The 18,042-nt window shown below is 36.2% G+C and carries 15 protein-coding genes, 1 tRNA gene and 2 riboswitches; of the genes, 4 read left to right on the plus strand and 12 right to left on the minus strand.

What is annotated here, in order from left to right; genetic code table 11:
• Positions 1-241 precede the first annotated feature (241 nt).
• The 3 genes from FOT98_RS26540 to FOT98_RS26550 form a co-directional block, all read right to left on the minus strand.
• Positions 242-1,747 (minus strand): sensor histidine kinase, encoded by a 1,506-nt coding sequence (locus FOT98_RS26540; RefSeq protein ID WP_063263316.1) that lies wholly within the window; start codon positions 1,745-1,747, stop codon positions 242-244.
• Positions 1,731-2,432, minus strand: a complete 702-nt coding sequence (locus FOT98_RS26545; RefSeq protein WP_063263315.1) for a response regulator transcription factor — start codon at positions 2,430-2,432, stop codon at positions 1,731-1,733. The genes FOT98_RS26540 and FOT98_RS26545 overlap by 17 nt, the downstream gene beginning before the upstream one ends.
• 145 nt (positions 2,433-2,577) lie before the next feature.
• Positions 2,578-3,903 carry an NCS2 family permease gene (locus tag FOT98_RS26550; RefSeq protein ID WP_061679619.1) on the minus strand — a complete coding sequence of 442 codons (1,326 nt, stop codon included), beginning with the start codon at positions 3,901-3,903 and terminating at the stop codon, positions 2,578-2,580.
• Positions 3,904-4,031: 128 nt separating this feature from the next.
• A riboswitch (purine riboswitch) is annotated at positions 4,032-4,133 on the minus strand.
• 361 nt (positions 4,134-4,494) lie between these two features.
• Here FOT98_RS26550 and FOT98_RS33075 point away from each other — a divergent pair.
• Positions 4,495-6,474: a restriction endonuclease gene (locus FOT98_RS33075; protein ID WP_235608039.1), complete on the plus strand. Its 1,980-nt coding sequence runs from the start codon at positions 4,495-4,497 to the stop codon at positions 6,472-6,474.
• A gap of 247 nt (positions 6,475-6,721) precedes the next feature.
• Here the strand turns inward: FOT98_RS33075 and guaA are convergent, their stop codons facing one another.
• The 3 genes from guaA to groES form a co-directional block, all read right to left on the minus strand.
• Positions 6,722-8,260, minus strand: coding sequence for a glutamine-hydrolyzing GMP synthase (guaA, locus tag FOT98_RS26560; protein ID WP_000743922.1), 1,539 nt, complete (start codon positions 8,258-8,260; stop codon positions 6,722-6,724).
• A gap of 165 nt (positions 8,261-8,425) precedes the next feature.
• A riboswitch (purine riboswitch) is annotated at positions 8,426-8,527 on the minus strand.
• A gap of 139 nt (positions 8,528-8,666) precedes the next feature.
• On the minus strand, positions 8,667-10,301 hold the full coding sequence (gene groL / locus FOT98_RS26565; protein ID WP_061679608.1) for a chaperonin GroEL: 1,635 nt from the start codon (positions 10,299-10,301) through the stop codon (positions 8,667-8,669).
• Positions 10,302-10,339: 38 nt separating this feature from the next.
• Positions 10,340-10,624, minus strand: coding sequence for a co-chaperone GroES (gene groES / locus FOT98_RS26570; RefSeq protein ID WP_000917306.1), 285 nt, complete (start codon positions 10,622-10,624; stop codon positions 10,340-10,342).
• Between the two features lie 402 nt (positions 10,625-11,026).
• On the opposite strand from groES, the gene FOT98_RS26575 reads away from it, so the two are divergent.
• Entirely contained in the window at positions 11,027-11,776 is a 750-nt protein-coding gene (locus tag FOT98_RS26575) for a CPBP family intramembrane glutamic endopeptidase (protein WP_063263314.1), read from the plus strand.
• Positions 11,773-11,964, plus strand: a complete 192-nt coding sequence (locus tag FOT98_RS26580) for a YdiK family protein (protein WP_001246201.1) — start codon at positions 11,773-11,775, stop codon at positions 11,962-11,964. The genes FOT98_RS26575 and FOT98_RS26580 overlap by 4 nt, the downstream gene beginning before the upstream one ends.
• Before the next feature lie 29 nt (positions 11,965-11,993).
• Here FOT98_RS26580 and FOT98_RS26585 read toward each other — a convergent pair whose 3' ends face one another.
• A complete protein-coding gene (locus FOT98_RS26585) occupies positions 11,994-12,623 on the minus strand; it encodes a redox-sensing transcriptional repressor Rex (RefSeq protein ID WP_000372703.1) in 630 nt (209 codons plus the stop codon).
• Between the two features lie 187 nt (positions 12,624-12,810).
• Between FOT98_RS26585 and FOT98_RS26590 the strand changes: the two genes are divergently transcribed.
• On the plus strand, positions 12,811-14,745 hold the full coding sequence (locus FOT98_RS26590; RefSeq protein ID WP_218926458.1) for an ABC-F family ATP-binding cassette domain-containing protein: 1,935 nt from the start codon (positions 12,811-12,813) through the stop codon (positions 14,743-14,745).
• A 410-nt stretch (positions 14,746-15,155) separates the two neighbouring features.
• Here FOT98_RS26590 and tsaD read toward each other — a convergent pair whose 3' ends face one another.
• From tsaD to FOT98_RS26615, 5 genes are all read right to left on the minus strand, one after another.
• A complete protein-coding gene (gene tsaD, locus FOT98_RS26595; RefSeq protein WP_063263313.1) occupies positions 15,156-16,172 on the minus strand; it encodes a tRNA (adenosine(37)-N6)-threonylcarbamoyltransferase complex transferase subunit TsaD in 1,017 nt (338 codons plus the stop codon).
• Positions 16,172-16,615, minus strand: coding sequence for a ribosomal protein S18-alanine N-acetyltransferase (gene rimI, locus FOT98_RS26600; RefSeq protein WP_000367199.1), 444 nt, complete (start codon positions 16,613-16,615; stop codon positions 16,172-16,174). The genes tsaD and rimI overlap by 1 nt, the downstream gene beginning before the upstream one ends.
• A 13-nt stretch (positions 16,616-16,628) precedes the next feature.
• Positions 16,629-17,321, minus strand: coding sequence for a tRNA (adenosine(37)-N6)-threonylcarbamoyltransferase complex dimerization subunit type 1 TsaB (gene tsaB, locus FOT98_RS26605; RefSeq protein ID WP_061679604.1), 693 nt, complete (start codon positions 17,319-17,321; stop codon positions 16,629-16,631).
• Positions 17,302-17,775: a tRNA (adenosine(37)-N6)-threonylcarbamoyltransferase complex ATPase subunit type 1 TsaE gene (gene tsaE, locus FOT98_RS26610; RefSeq protein ID WP_061679603.1), complete on the minus strand. Its 474-nt coding sequence runs from the start codon at positions 17,773-17,775 to the stop codon at positions 17,302-17,304. The genes tsaB and tsaE overlap by 20 nt, the downstream gene beginning before the upstream one ends.
• A gap of 174 nt (positions 17,776-17,949) precedes the next feature.
• Positions 17,950-18,025, minus strand: a tRNA-Asp gene (locus tag FOT98_RS26615).
• Positions 18,026-18,042: the final 17 nt, after the last annotated feature.

Below are 18,042 nucleotides of genomic sequence, written 5' to 3' on the forward strand. Positions count from 1 at the left end.
TCGTTCAGTTTTCAAAGAACTACTCGGTCGCTCATTTGCGACTTCCTTATGTTAACATCTTCATCTTTCAATGTCAACTAAGTTTTTCATTTTGTTTGCCGCGTTCTGCGTTATTGCATCGGCGACTTGTCCTATATTACACCTCTAACCTTTAATCGTCAACATGTTTTTCTAAAAAAATATAAAAAGGCTTATTCCTTTTAAAATAAGCCTTTTTATCATATACCATTCTATTCATTTATTATTTTTCTATAATTGGTAACGAGACGATAAAATGAATAGTACCATCCTTATATTCAGCTCGAATACTACCACCTTGTAATTCAACAATACTTTTCGCAATCGCCAATCCAAGTCCCGATCCTTCTGTTACTCTACTCCGGGATTGATCTTTCTTATAAAAACGTTCAAATAAACTCCCTAGTTCTTCTCTCGTAAACTCTTCACTATGATTCGCAATTACAATTTGTATTTCTCGGCGCTGCCTGTGAAGAGAAACTTTTATCTCCCCATCATCTTTACTATACTTAATCGCGTTCATTAATAAATTATCAAATACACGAACCATCTTTTCCGAATCAACCGCTGCATAGGCACGTTCCTCAGGAAATTTCTTAACAAACGTAAGTCCATGCTCTTCTGCTTGCGGTACTAACTCTTCTATTAATTGCTCGAGTAACTCATTTATACAAACCTCTTGTTTTTCTAATATAACTTGCTCATTTGTTAACTTCGTATACTCAAATAAATCTTCTATTAAATTCTTTAACTGCTCCGACTTCGCAAAAGCAATTCTCGTATATTCATCATGTTGTTCTTTATTTTCATATTTAGAATCTCGAAGTAATCGTAAATAACCCATAATAGAAGTAAGTGGTGTACGTAAATCGTGAGATACATTCGTAATAAGCTCGTTCTTTTGTTTCTCTAATTTACGTTCCTTTTCTATATTATTCATAAGCTCTTCTGCCATATTATTAATATTCTCAGTTAAAGACGCAATTTCGTCCTCACCTTTCTTCTCAATACGATACGCTAAGTTGCCTTTTTCTATTTCCTTTACACCTTGTGCCATCGCTTCAATTTGCTTCATCTTTCTCTTTGTTATATAGAAGAAAGAGAAAATAAATACGAGTACACCTATGAAAAATGGAAACGGCCCTTCTTGCGTATGATATCTCACTTCACCTCCCGGAATCCCACTAACAAACATGTATAAATTCTTATCTCCTATTGTAATAGGTGCAAAAGCTATAAATTCTTTTCTTGTATTTTCAAATGCATCTTGGCCATTTGAATAGTTAATTGCAAATGATGCTGCATTACGAATTGTATTATGCAAATCAATTTGTTCTTCTTGTGCCTGCTTCGTCTTATATACAACTTTGCCGCTCTCGTCAGTAACCAATACTTTTAAAGCTCTAGATCCTCGTTCTAAATTTTGGTTCTCCCTTTCGATCATATCGGATATGGCTTCTAATTTATTTTCGTGAACTGAACTATTCGCCACACTTTGAGCTTGTTGATGAATTTCTCTCATACCAGACCCATAATCTATTGTCGCCTGCCGATTCGCATTCTCAAAAAAGGGTGCTGCTCCCTTTGCAAAAAAAAGCCCTAATAACGCACAAGCAGTAAACGCAGTAATAAGTTGAATTCGCACACTCCGTTTCACACTCTTCACTAACTTTCCAATTAACTCTCGAAATTTCCTAACATAAGTAAATGGATTAAATATCTTTTTCAATCTTATACCCCACTCCCCATACTGTTTTTATATACATTGGCTTCCTTGGATTCTCCTCAATCTTTTCACGCACTTTCCGAATATGAACCATTACCGTGTTATCCGACTGGAAAGATCTTTCGTTCCAAACCTTTTCATAAATTTGTTCCGCGCTAAAAACCATCCCTGGATTACGAGCTAGTAATTCTAAAATTGAAAATTCCCTCGGGGTCAGTTTCACTTCTTCTCCATCCACAATAACTTTATGGGTTGAGATGTTTATTTTCATCTCTCCAATTTCTAACTCGTCCTCATTTTGAATAGCAAAACCATTCATCTTCATATAACGACGTAACTGAGATTTAATTCTTGCGATTAACTCTAACGGGTTAAATGGTTTCGTTACGTAATCATCTGCACCTGTAGTTAATCCTAAAATTTTGTCCATATCTTGCGTTTTCGCCGAAAGCATAATAATCGGCATTTCTTTCGATTCTCTTACTTTCATACACATGTGAATACCGTCTACTTTTGGCATCATAATATCTAATACGACTAGATGCACTTCATTTTCTTCCAGTAAACGTAATCCTTCTTCTCCGTCCCCCGCTTGCAACACTTTATATCCTTCATTCTTTAAATAGATTGTAATAAGATTCCTAATTTCTTTTTCATCATCTACGACAAGTATTGTTTCGGTTGCCACAATATCTCCCCCATCACTTTTTTAATCCCTAACTTCTATTATAGGAAAACTTCTGAAGAAAAACGCTCGGAAATCCTTAAGATTTTCTGAAGACGCAAAAAAGGTCTAGACTCCCCTTAAGTCTAGACCTTTCAAAAAACCCCTTTTATTTACGAACGTAGATGAAATATAGTACGAATAAAACTCCCATAACATACATAATTGGATGAATCTCTTTACGACGACCACTTACTACCATTGTAATTGGATAGAAGATAAACCCGATTGCAATCCCTGTCGCAATACTATACGTAAGTGGCATTGAAATGATTGTAAAGAATGCTGGTACTGCAATCTCGAATTTCTTCCAATCAATTTCGCCTAAAGATGAAACCATTAAGATTCCTACAATAATTAAAGCTGGCGCCGTTACAGCTGGTGTTACAACACTTAATAATGGTGAGAAGAATAGTGCCAGCAAGAAGAATCCTGCTGTTACAACTGCTGTAAATCCAGAACGTCCACCCGCTGCTACCCCTGCAGAAGATTCAATGTAAGATGTTGTTGTTGATGTACCTAAGATCGCACCGATTACAGTTGCAATCGCATCTGCGAATAACGCTTTTCCTGCACGTGGTAATTTATTGTTCTTCATTAATCCAGCTTGATTCGCAACCGCTACAAGTGTACCTGCTGTATCAAAGAAATCAATGAAGAAGAACGTAATAATAACAATCACCATTTGAACAGTGAAAATATCTCCGAAGTGCGTTAATGCCACACCGAACGTTGGTTCTAGACTCGGTATTGCTCCCACTACAGCTTTCGGAGTATCAATTAATCCTGTCGCTACTCCTAAGATTGCTGTAAGAATCATACCGTAGAAAACTGCACCATTTATTTTCTTAATCATGAAGATGATTGTCGTAACAACCCCGAAGATTGCTAGTAACGTTGTGCCCTTTGTTAAATCCCCCAATCCAACAAGAACAGCATCATTTTTCACGATAATTCCGGCATTTTGGAATCCAAGGAAGGCAATGAACAATCCTATACCTGCCGCTACTGCAAACTTTAACTCTGATGGAATTGCATTAATGATTTTTTCACGAATACCTGAAGCTGTAAGAATAATAAAGATAATACCTGACATTAATGTTCCAGCAATTGCTGTTTGCCACGGAATACCCATCGTTAACACTGCCGTATAAGCAAAGAACGCGTTAATTCCCATACCCGGTGCCAAAGCAATCGGATACTTCGCGAATATCCCCATAATTAACGAACCAATCGCTGCTGCTAATGCTGTAGCAACGAATACTGCACCTGGATCCATTCCTGTACCTGCTGGTAACCCTTTAACATTTCCAAGTGACAGTGTAGCAGGATTGACAAATAGTACATACGCCATAGATAAGAATGTCGTTAAACCTGCTATGAACTCTGTTTTATAATTTGTACCGAGTTCATCAAACTGAAAATAGCGTTTCATCTTACGTTTCCCCCGTTATATGATTACTCGCCGTAATCTCCCTAGCCCTCTTTTATCTATTAAAAATAAAAAAGGCTTCCATTGCATATACATGGAAGCGTTCTATGAATAAAGACAAGTTTCCCCTCATCTTTATCTAAACGCCTCGTAGTCAAGCCATTTACGGTAGCTAGGTAGAAACTTTCGGGCCATATCCCCGATATTATACGACGGCATAATATTCACTTTTCGTTTGAATTACATACTCATATTAACTCGACGAAGTAGTTTTGTCAATTTAAAAACGAACATTTTTATAAAATTTTATAATTTCGTTCGTATTAAAAACCGAACAAATACATTATCCTCTTCTTATCACCAATACTTTAGGTTTTACAAACGTATATCCATCGAAGAAACGTTCCAATTTATCCACCTTAAATTGGGGTTAATTCACAATATATTTAACACAAGTACCTACGCGAACAATCAACATTGTGTAACCTTTTACTAAAACCAATACAAAAAATTTCAGTTGCAGGTTTCAATAATATTCTCAAGAAAATATATATATAAGGTTTTCTTAAAAAATTCAGATTAGGAAGTGTTGATATGGATGGAGTTATATCTAAGGACTGGGAAGATAAAGGTTATTCACTACCTAACATTCCTAGAGAAAAAAATTACTGTGAAAGCTTATTGAAAATACTTGAAATTATTCAAACCTATGATACAAACGATCAAAAAGTGGATATTTCAAATAAGAAATATGATATTAATTATTTGTGCACGCGACTGCAGATTACTGGTTTTGTAGAAAAAATCGGAGATAGATGGATGCTTACCACCTTCTCTACAAATTTCATGCAAAGTCAAGATCAAAACGATCTTTTTCACTACTTACATTCGAAGATAAAATTTTTCGGGGAAATACTTTTTTATTTAAAAGAAACAGATATGACTATTGGAGAAATATTAGATTTGGCAAGAACAAGGTATTCATTCGGATGGAAAACAAAAGCACCTGTATCTGATCGATTACGTTGGTTGACTGATTTAGGGTGCTTAGCGTTCTCAGAGTTCAAGTATTTATATTCTATTACTGATATAGGTAAAAATTTTCTAAATACCCTTATGATAAGTGACTTGGATTTTAAAAACCGTCATGAATCCGACCATTCTACTAGACACCCATTCAAAGTAGAGAATATTCCCGAATGGGTCAGAGATATTAGTGATTTAGATAAGAAAATAGAAGGTTTAGGTTATCTTGCTGGTAGTCAGCATAATATCCTTACTACCGCAAAAACCTTTATCAAATTCATCGGAGAAAAAAAAGATATACACGATATATCAGACTTCGCTTTTACGAAATATGAAATAAGCAATTCTTCAGTAAAGCATTATCTTCATACTCTTGAAAAACTTAATTTAGTTTTTCGCACAAGTTTTTCCGAGTATTCAATCACGGAATACGGGAAAAAAACATTAGAAATTGAGGAACTGGATTTTATATTCTACCTAAATAAATTCTTACTGTTTCTACTAGACATGTTGCCTTATATGAATGCATCCAGGAAAAGCATTAACGAGTTAATGGCTATATCTAGATCAAAGTATAACTTTGAAAAAAACAATAAAGATGCTATTAGGAAAAGGATTAATTTACTCCTTAGTGCAAATTTAGTTACAAAGTTAGATCATTTTCATTACAAGACTTCTGAATTAGGAGCACAGATTGTTGATTTGATTCAAAAAGATATTGAACATGAAGAGATTTTGACATCACCCGTTGCAGAAAACGAAAAGGAAACCGAGGATATTTTAGTAGAATTGAGAGTAGCATCTGGAGATTCTACTAATCCTGAGCGCTTTGAAAAAATTTGCGCTATTTGTTTCGAAATGTTGGGATATGAAAGTAAGTGGATCGGCGGATCGGGTAATACAGATATTCTAGTTCAAACCATATCATCCCCAAAATTTTCGTATAGAATTATCATTGATACTAAATCAACAAGCTCACCTTCTGTAAATGAAAGTCAAATTGATTTTGATACATTAAAAGAACATAAAGTAAAAAATAATGCTGATTTTGTCGTTATAGTAGGGAAATCATTTTCATCATCAAGATTATTACATAGAGCTAAAGAACATGAGGTAGTGCTAATCGATATTGAAAGTTTGAGTGATTTGATTTTAAGTCATATGAAGGTGCCACTCTCATATGAATCATATAAAAACCTTTTTTTGTCTGGTGGTCTATTAGATTTAACAAAAATTGAAGAAGATAGCAATCATTTAATACGAAAAAATAATTTAATTAAAGAAATATTAAATTGTTTAATTGAACAGAACGATGATGAAGTTACTGATGGTATTTTAACTGAAAGGGAAATATATTTTATTCTCAAAAATTCGAATTTATTGAAAGAAAACCTTTCAATAAAAGAAATTCAAGAAACGCTAACCTTTTTATCATCTCCTTTTATTAACGGTATAAGAAAAACGAAAGATGGTTATTACGCTATGGGGTCTTTAAATGAGATATCTAAAACATTTCAATTTTATGGAGGAATATCAGGGAACCGCTAAATGGATTATACATGAAAGACTTGACCAAGTTTAGGTTTTTTAAATAATTCAGAATGTTAATTTTAATAAACGTCTATATTGCATTCTAACTTCAAATATTTTATTAAATTCACCTCCTATTTCACAAAATCATATTTTATACTAGCATACAAATAACTATCGGTATCATTACTCGTATCACAAAACAAAAAAGCTCGGAGAAAACTTATTAAATAAGACTCTCCAAGCTTTTTTATTTGTTATTTAACTATTCCCACTCAATAGTTGCTGGTGGCTTACTCGTTACATCATACACGATACGGTTAACGTGTTTTACTTCGTTTACGATACGTACAGAGATTTTCTCTAATACGTCCCAAGGGATACGTGCCCAGTCAGCTGTCATACCGTCGATAGATGTTACTGCGCGGATACCTACTGTGTAATCGTAAGTACGCTCGTCACCCATAACACCTACGCTACGCATACCAGGAAGCGCAGTGAAGTATTGCCAGATTTCACGGTCTAAGCCCGCTTTAATAATTTCTTCACGTAAAATCGCATCAGATTCACGAACAATTTCTAATTTCTCTTCTGTGATTTCACCTAATACACGAATACCAAGACCAGGGCCTGGGAATGGTTGACGCCATACGATTTCATCAGGAATTCCTAGTTCTGATCCTAATACACGTACTTCATCTTTAAATAACGTGTTTAAAGGCTCGATTAATTTGAACTGCATGTCTTCTGGAAGTCCACCAACGTTATGGTGAGATTTAATTGTTTGTGCAGTTGCTGTACCACTCTCAACGATATCTGTATAAAGTGTACCTTGTGCTAGGAAGTCCATTCCTTGTAATTTAGAAGCTTCATCATCAAATACGTAAATGAATTCGTTACCGATGATTTTACGTTTTTGCTCTGGATCTTCTACACCTTTTAACTTGTTCATGAAGCGTTCTTGCGCATCCACTTTAATAACGTTCATGTGGAAGCCTTCGCTGAATGTTTTCATAACGCCTTCTGCTTCACCTTTACGAAGTAAGCCGTGGTCAACGAAAATACATGTTAATTGATCGCCGATAGCTTTATGAATTAATACTGCTACAACAGAAGAGTCTACACCGCCGCTAAGTGCGCATAGTACTTTTTTGTCTCCAACAGTTTCACGGATTTTCTCTAATTCTACTTCGATAAAGTTCTCCATGTTCCATCCTTCAGAACAACCACAAGCGCCGAATACGAAGTTTTTAATTAAATCGTTACCGTGCTCAGAGTGACGTACTTCTGGGTGGAATTGTACACCGTATAAGTTTTGCTCTTCATTGCTCATACCAGCAATTGGACAAGACTCACTTGTTGCATCTACTACGAATCCTTCAGGTAAACCAGTTACTAAGTCACCATGACTCATCCATACAACTTGCTCTTCTGGAAGGTTCGTATATAATTTTGATTCGTTCTCTACTTTAAGAACAGCTTTTCCGTACTCACGGTGATTTGCACGTTCTACTTTACCACCGAAGTGTTGTGTCATAAGCTGCATACCGTAACAAATACCGAAGATCGGTAATCCTAGTTCAAAGATTTTTTCATCACAATGTAATGCGCCTTCACCGTATACACTATTTGGTCCACCAGAGAAGATAATCCCTTTTGGATTCATTGCTTTAATTTCTTCCGCAGTAATTGTATGTGGATGAAGTTCACTGTATACACCGAACTCACGAATTCGACGTGCTATTAACTGATTGTACTGACTCCCAAAATCTAAAACGATAATTGTATCATGCTGCTTTTTCAAAATAATCACCCCAACGTTAGTTCTCGTATATAAATATTTTCACCAATTTGGCAAAAAGCATTACTAATATAATAAAAAAAGCCAGTCCTCCGCCTCTAGTCTCATAACAAAGAAAAGGCAGGGGTCTGGCTTTATAAAGAAAGATAGTCTTCCGCTCTTTATAAATATAAGACACACTGCCTTCATAGTCAGGTTGTTTACGGTAACCCGGTAGAGACTCTCAAACCTTATCTTTGAGGATATATGAAGGATCGTTTTATATTATCTTCCTAGATTCTAACAATGAAGTATCGATATGGTCAAGAGAGAAAGCGACAAAATTCTACAGAAATTCATTTCCTTTGCTAAAAAACATAAAAAAACATCCATTTCTATATAGAAATGGATGTTTTTCGGGCAAATGGAATTACATCATTCCGCCCATACCGCCCATGCCCATGCCGCCCATGTCAGGCATTGCTGGTGCATTTGGCTCTGGCTTGTCAGCAACTACAGCTTCAGTTGTTAAGAACATAGCTGCAACAGATGCTGCGTTTTGAAGTGCAGAGCGAGTTACTTTAGCTGGATCTACGATACCAGTTTCAAGCATGTTAACCCACTCGCCAGTAGCTGCGTTGAAACCAACGCCTACTTTTTCGCCTTTTAGACGCTCTACAACTACAGATCCTTCTAGACCAGCGTTGATTGCGATTTGACGAACTGGCTCTTCTAGTGCGCGAAGTACGATGTTGATACCTGTTGCTTCGTCGCCTTCAGCTACGATAGAAGCTACTTTCGTGTATACGTTCATAAGTGAAGTACCACCACCTGCAACGATACCTTCTTCTACTGCTGCACGAGTTGAGTTAAGTGCATCTTCAATGCGAAGTTTGCGCTCTTTTAACTCAGTTTCAGTTGCTGCACCTACTTTAATTACTGCTACGCCACCTGCAAGTTTTGCAAGACGCTCTTGTAATTTTTCACGATCGAATTCAGAAGTTGTTTCTTCTAATTGCGCACGGATTTGACCGATGCGAGCTTCGATTTGTTGTGTATTTCCGATACCTTCAACTACAGTTGTGTTTTCTTTCGTTACAACGATTTTACCTGCGCGTCCTAAAGATTCAACTGTAGCAGATTTTAAGTCACGACCTAATTCTTCAGTGATTACTTCGCCACCAGTTAAGATTGCGATATCTTCTAGCATTGCTTTACGACGGTCACCAAATCCAGGAGCTTTAACAGCTACTACATTGAATGTACCACGAAGTTTGTTCACTACTAATGTAGCTAGCGCTTCGCCTTCTACATCTTCAGCAATGATAAGAAGTGGTTTACCTTGTTGTACCACTTGCTCTAATACTGGTAAGATTTCTTGAATGTTAGAAATCTTTTTGTCAGTAATTAAGATGTATGGGTTATCAAGAACTGCTTCCATTTTGTCAGAATCAGTAATCATGTAAGGAGATGCATATCCACGATCAAATTGCATACCTTCTACTACGTCTAATTCTGTTGTGAATCCCTTAGACTCTTCTAAAGTAATAACACCGTCGTTACCAACGCGCTCCATTGCTTCAGCGATTAATTGACCTACTTCTTCGTCAGCTGCAGAAATAGCAGCTACTTGTGCGATAGAAGATTTACCTTCGATTGGTTTCGAAATCTCTTTTAATTCTGCAATTGCAGCAGTAACAGCTTTTTCGATACCTTTACGAAGACCCATTGGGTTCGCACCAGCTGTTACGTTTTTAAGACCTTCACGAATCATAGCTTGCGCTAATACAGTTGCAGTTGTTGTTCCGTCACCAGCTACATCATTTGTTTTGCTAGCAACTTCTGCTACTAATTTTGCACCCATGTTTTCGAATGCATCTTCTAATTCAATTTCTTTTGCAATTGTTACACCATCATTTGTAATAAGTGGTGAACCGAATTTTTTCTCAAGTACAACGTTACGACCTTTTGGTCCAAGCGTTACTTTTACTGCGTTTGCAAGAGTGTCGACACCGCGAAGCATCGAACGACGTGCTTCTTCACTAAATTTAATATCTTTTGCCATAATAATTGACCCCCTTGGATTTTTTAAGATTTATATAATTAACCGATAACTGCTAAAATGTCACTTTCACGTAAAATCAAGTAGTCAGTACCTTCGTATTTTACTTCAGTACCTGCATATTTTGAGAAGATGATAAGATCACCTGCTGCTACCTCTAAAGCAACACGCTCACCATTTTCAAGCACTCGACCAGTACCTACTGCAATAACTTTACCCTCTTGTGGTTTTTCTTTTGCAGTGTCTGGTAATACAATACCACTTGCTGTTTTTTCTTCTGCTTGAACAAGCTCAATTACAACGCGATCACCTAATGGTTTTAGCATGAACAACAACCTCCTCATTTTGTTATGTAAATTTTCTTTATTAGCACTCAAGTCACCCGAGTGCTAACACACTTATAATAATAAATAATCTCAATTTCTTTTGCAAGTAAAAAAATCATAATTTTTTCGCAAATTAAGCTATACACTTTTCTATATAGAGTCCCTCTTCTTCTACCTTTACTATATGAATCGTTGTTTCCACTACTCGTATGTTACAATATGAAAGGACACCCTAAGTTGTTTTCGCTATACACACAACTTTCTCCTGTCTTCTATTATAATTTCAAATACGGATTTACGAAAAAAAACATAATTTACGTAAGGTTTATATCGTAGGTAGCATATTTACATGTTATCCTACCTTATCTCATACACTAGAGTTAGAAAGGATGGTTAAACCATTTGAAAAAACAATATTGGTGGGTTATCGTTACATACATTTTAATGCAGTTATCATCCATTGCTGGATTACCACTTCTCCTAAAAACCGGACTTTATGATAACAGGGGCTTTACTAGAGAAGAGAAATTCCAGCTCATAACTGGACACTGGGCAATCATTAGCTTCTTTATTGCATTATGTATCGTACTTTGGTTACTTAGAACAGATATTCGCGACAGACGTTTAGATACAAAGCGCTCTACTATTCCAGCTACGATTGGTTGGATTTTTATCGGATTCTTCTTAGCATTTTTCTCGCAAAGTATTGCCGGTATGATAGAAATGCGTTTATTAGGAATTAAACCTGGATCAGAAAATACAGCGAGACTTATGGATATCGCTAGAACGACACCTTGGTTCCTTATCGTCATCTCTATAATAGGACCTATCTTGGAAGAAATCGTATTTAGAAAGATTTTATTTGGTACACTTTATAAGAAGTTTAACTTCTTTATTGCTGCTATCATTAGTTCTCTCGTATTCGCAGCAATTCATTTTGATTTCACTCACTTATTGGTATACACTTCTATGGGGCTCGTGTTCGCCTTTTTATATGTAAAAACGAAGCGTATTATCGTCCCTATCGCAGCTCATGTTGCTATGAATACATTAGTTGCAGTTGCTCAAGTTTTAATGAGCAATGAACAAATTCAAGAAATGATTAAAGAAGCTGAAAAAATGCAAGGCTTTATCGGAGGATTTTTAGTATGAGAAACTCACCATTGTTCATGGCTGCATTGTACTTCCTTCTAGGATGTATCTTTACACGCTTCGCCATTACGAACGTAACAGATACAATCTGGAATATGTGGACAATACTATTTGCAGTTATGGCAACAATTGATTTTAATTTGGCACTTCGCCTCATCTTAGTTAAATTCACAAAGAAAAAACAATAATAAAACGCAGAGGTCGCTTCCTCTGCGTTTTATTGTGGATAATTCTTCAAAAAGTAAACAAGTGTTTGTAACTCTACTGCTAAATCAATATGATGAATTCTTATATTGTCTGACACATTTAAGCGCGCTGGTGTAAAATTTAAAATACCATGCACGTTCGTTTCTGCCAATCTATCTGCTACAGATTGTGCTACTGTAGCGGGTACTGTTAATATTGCCACTTGTATATCAGTTGATAAACGTTCTTCTAATTCATCTAAATGATATACAGGAATGCCCCCGATTTCTGTTCCGACTTTCTCTTCACTAACGTCAAACGCCATTTCAATTTTTGTATTATTGTTTTTCGTGAAATTATAATGTAAGAAAGCGGTCCCTAAATTACCTACTCCAATAAGTGCTACACGTGTTATATCATCTTGGTCGAGTGTTTCACGGAAAAATGATAATAGATAATTTACGTTATATCCATAACCTTTTTTCCCTAACGCTCCAAAATATGAGAAATCTCTTCGAATCGTTGCGGAATCAACCTTTACCGCCTCGCTCAATTCTGCTGATGAAACACGTTGCTTACCAGAAAGAGATAAGTTTTGGATAAATCGATAGTATAGAGGCAATCGTTTGGCAGTGGCCTGTGGAATTTTTTGCTGATCCATATAACCTCTCCTCTCTTCCTATCTTTATTCATATACTTGAATCTAATACAGAAGTTTAGCACTCATGAATTTCCCTGTATAATAAAGAGAAGAAGAATTCTCTCTTTATTTTAAACTATACACTATTTTTAGTATGATTGAGAAATATAAACATGGCAAAGTTAAGAAATTATTTGAGGTGAAAACATTGATTTTATTACAAGTAAACGCGCTTTCGAAATTATACGGTGCAGAAACGATTCTTGCAAACATAAAATTGGAAGTTCAAACGAAAGATCGTATCGCATTAGTCGGACGAAATGGAGCCGGAAAATCTACGTTATTAAAAATAATAGCTGGTGAGCTGTCTCATGATGGTGGCGAAATTATAAAACCGAAAGATGTCTCAATCGGATACTTAGCTCAAAATACCGGTTTAGAAACGTCTTTAACAATTTGGGATGAAATGTTAACCGTCTTTACACACTTGCAGCAAATGGAGACAAAACTTCGAAGGCTAGAGCAAGAGATGGGAAAAGAAGAAAACTTTTCAAATGAGGCTACATACGAAAGATTATTAGCTGATTATGACCAATTACAATTAGATTATAAAGATCAAGGTGGCTATCAGTACGAAGCAGATATCCGCTCGATTTTAAGTGGTCTTGGCTTCCCAGTTGAAACGCACCAGACGACGATTTCTACATTAAGCGGTGGACAAAAGACACGATTAGCTCTCGGTAAATTATTATTAACGAAACCAGACCTACTTATTTTGGACGAGCCTACAAACCATTTAGACATCGAAACGTTAACATGGCTTGAACAATATTTACAAGGCTATCCTGGCGCAATACTAATCGTTTCCCATGACCGTTATTTCTTAGATAAACTCGTTACACAAGTATATGAAATTTCGAATAAAGAAAGCAGACGATTTGTTGGTAACTACAGTAAATATTTAGACTTAAAATCAGCGCTATACGAGCAAGAAATGAAACGTTATGAAAAACAACAAGATGAAATCGCTAAGCTTGAGGACTTCGTTCAAAAAAATATAGCGCGTGCATCTACAACAAAACGTGCGCAAAGCCGTCGTAAACAATTAGATCGAATGGAATTATTAACAAGACCATTAGGTGATTCTAAGTCAGCTTCCTTCCACTTCGATATCGAAAAACAAAGTGGAAATGATGTTTTACAAGTAAAGGATGCAACTATCGGCTATGATGAGGATCCGATTATTGAACATGTAACGATGCGCTTAACTCGCGGGGATAGCGTTGCTTTAGTTGGTCCAAACGGAATCGGGAAATCCACATTATTAAAATCACTTGTGAATAAGTTACCACTATTACACGGTGAAGTTTCTTTCGGATCCAATGTATCTGTTGGTTATTATGATCAAGAACAAGCAAACTTAACATCTTCTAAGCGGGTTTTAAATGAGTTATGGGATGAATATCCCTTGCAGCCTGAAAAAGAAATTCGCACGATATTAGGTAACTTCTTATTCACCGGGGATGATGTACTAAAACCAGTATCTTCTCTTAGTGGTGGACAAAAAGCTCGATTAGCTCTTGCAAAACTTATGATGCAAAAATCGAATTTATTAATTCTTGATGAACCTACGAACCATCTTGATTTAAATAGTAAAGAGATTTTGGAGAATGCTTTAATTGATTATCCAGGCACCCTTCTATTTGTCTCACATGACCGCTACTTTATTAATCGTGTAACGACGACCGTTGTTGAGTTATCAACAGAAGGTGCACAGGAATATTTAGGGGACTACGATTACTACGTTGAAAAGAAAAATGAAATGATTGAACGCGCAGCATTTGAACAACAAGAACAGCAAGAAAGCCAAGCACCTGTTCAAAAAACTGTAGCTCAAGAAAAATTAAATTATCTCGAAGAAAAAGAGCGTAAACAATTAGAACGTCAACGCACTCGAAAAATTGAGGAGCTAGAACAAAACATTGTAGAATTCGAAGAAGAAATTGCTACGTTAGAAGATCAACTTTGCTTACCAGAAATATATGCAGATTATGAAAAAGCTAGTGAAATTACAACAAAAAAGCAAACACTACAAGAACAACTTGATGCATGTATGGCAGAATGGGAAGAGTTACATTTATAAGAGTATGAATAAGAAGGGTGTCTCATAAGTCGGGATTTTTGACTATGCGACATCCTTTTTGTCTTCTAGTTGGGATGAACGTCATATTGTATAAACAATTCGACACGACATATCGATTTACCGACAAAGTTTGACATTCCTATCATAAGAGCGTATTTCAAAATGTTTTTTAGAGATATCTTCTCGCTATTTATTTCCCGAAAAAGAATACATGTAAAGGTCAGACTTCATCTGGTTTATCCACAAGTTTATACACATATCCACCTTTGTAAAATAAACTCCAAAATAACTTTTCCACATTATCCACAATTAATAAAAAAGTTATCAACATTTTATATACACAATAAAACCCACATTATCAACAGATAATATGGGTTTTATCCACAAGCTGTGGTTAATTTTGTGTATAACTATGCTTCAATATCTAATCCTGGATTTGCATTTAAAGCTAATGTAGCACGTTTTCCTTGTTCATATGCAATTGTACCTGCCGCCGCAATCATTGCCGCATTATCTGTGCATAAAGATAATGGAGGGATAATTAGCTCAATATTTTCTTTTTGTGCAAATTCTTCTTCTAAACGTGCACGAAGTCCTTTATTAGCAGCTACTCCACCAGCTAGAAGCAGTTGCTTTACGTTATACGCTTCTGCTGCACGGGATGCTTTCGTTACAAGCACATCTATTACACTCGCTTGGAAACTTGCTGCTAAATCTTCCGGTGCAATTTCTATCCCGCGTTGTTTTGCGTTATGCACAGTGTTGATAACTGCTGATTTCAATCCACTAAAGCTGAAATCATACGAATCAGGTTCTAGCCATGCACGAGGCAAATCAATTGTTGGTTCTCCTTCATGTGCAAGGCGATCAATATGAGGACCACCTGGATATGGCATAGATAACGTACGAGCTACTTTATCATATGCCTCTCCAGCTGCATCATCCCTCGTTTCACCAATCACTTCGAATGAACCATGCTCTTTCATATAAACAAGCTCCGTATGCCCACCAGATACAACAAGTGATAGTAGTGGGAATTGAACTTCTTTTACTAAACGATTCGCATAAATATGACCAGCGATATGATGAACACCAACTAGAGGAATATCATGTGCAAAAGCTACTGCTTTCGCTGCATTTACCCCTATTAAAAGCGCCCCTACTAAACCAGGTCCTTCTGTTACAGCAATTGCATCAATATCATCAAATGTGATATTTGCTTCTTTTAAAGCTTCTTCTAACACAACTGTAATTTCTTCTACATGATGACGGGATGCAATCTCTGGTACAACTCCGCCAAAACGTTTATGACTTTCAATTTGTGATGCAACTACGTTTGCAATAATTTCCGTTCCATTTTTAACAACTGCTACTGCTGTTTCATCACAACTTGTTTCAATACCAAGTATAATCGTCTTTTTTTCCATTATATATTCACCCACATTACGAGACCATCTTCCTGATTGTCTGCATAGTATCGTTTACGAATTCCACCATTTTGAAATCCGTATTTTCTGTATAACTGTTTTGCTACTTCATTTGATACACGTACTTCAAGTGTCATCGTTTTTACCCCTAAATCTTTCGCTTCGGAAATAACTTCTTTCAATAAAGCATCCCCTAGCTTTTGACCTCTGTATTCTGGCAAAATAGCTATATTTGTTATATGTGATTCATCAATAATTATCCACAATCCACAATACCCAATTACACGACCATCTTTTTCTAGCACAACATAATGTGCATGTTCATTCGTCGTTAACTCACGGTGAAAGGCATCTGCAGTCCAAGGAGTTGAAAAAGACGCTTCTTCAATAGCTACAATTTGAGCGATATCATCGAGTTCCATCTTTCTAAATATCATATCCATCTTCTGCAAACCCCTACTTGTTTTGACTTTCTAACCACTTTGTTTCGGCCTCAGCTAAACGAAGGTAACTAGGAACAAATGAATGCACATCTTGTTCTTCTTTTTGCAATCCTAAGAACGCTAACTCACTTGGTCTTGGGTTATTTTTAGTGAAAGGAGCAAATACAGCTTGATTGCCTAAATGTTCTATTATTGTTTCTTTGTGCAGTTTAACATCGTTACCAATAAATAAAACCTGCTTGCCTTTATCTTTTAACATTTGCAACCAGTCTACAATAAGGATGATTCGGTCTTCTTCTATAGAAGTGACATTCTCTCCTTCATATGTATATAACCCAGTATAAATTTGTCCACGTCTTCCATCGAATAAAGGACAGATTAATCCATCAAAATTAGCTCCGTTTGCAGCTACTACCTCTAAACTTGATACACCTACAATCGGTATTTGAAGTGACCAAGCTAATGTTTTTGCAGCTGTCACACCTATGCGAACACCTGTATATGATCCAGGTCCAGCAGCTACAACGATTTTAGTTAATTCTTTCGGTTTTACACCGCATTCTTTTAACAGTTGTTCTACAGCTGGCATAAGACGTACAGAATGGTTTTTTGTTAAGTTTGTAATGATTTCCCCAATTACGTTTTCTTCCTCAATAAGGGATACACCCATTACGTAATTTGAAGTATCAATTGCTAGTACTTTCATCTTGTAATAGCTCCTCACATAATCTAATATATCGATCTCCAATTGGCTCGAGTACAATTTTCCTTGTATCATCTCCAGCATGGAATAAACTAATTTGTAACTTCTCATTTGGTAAAAATGCTTCTATTAAATGAGCCCATTCTACTACGGTAATTCCTTCACCGTAGAAATACTCATCAAAACCTAAGTCCTCTTCACTTTCTGCTAAGCGATACACGTCCATATGATATAGCGGCAATCTCCCTTTATATTCTTTAATAATATTAAAGGTAGGACTATTTACAACTCTTTTCACTCCAAGACCTTTTGCTAGTCCTTTTGTAAAAGTTGTCTTACCAGCCCCTAGATCTCCTTCTAAAATAATTACATCTTGTGCCCCGACAAGTCCACCTAGTTTTTCTGATAATCTTTGTGTTTCCTCAGAGGATTTTGTTGTTATTTCATATTTACTCACAGACTTCACCTACTTTACTCACAATGTTCTCTGCTCTTTATTATACAGGTTTTGAATATATAAAAAAGTCCTTAGGAGTTTTCCTAAGGATAGTTTGACTGTCTTTATTAGTTTTTTGTTAAAACAAATAAAAAAATACGAAACAACATGTTTCGTTCTTTTCTTTATATAAAATGGCGGTCCCGACCGGGGTCGAACCGGCGATCTCCTGCGTGACAGGCAGGCATGTTAACCACTACACCACGGGACCATTTGGTTGCGGGGACA

This window comes from Bacillus sp. HY001, from assembly GCF_007558965.1.
In the GTDB taxonomy this organism is placed as follows: Bacteria; Bacillota; Bacilli; order Bacillales; family Bacillaceae_G; genus Bacillus_A; species Bacillus_A mobilis.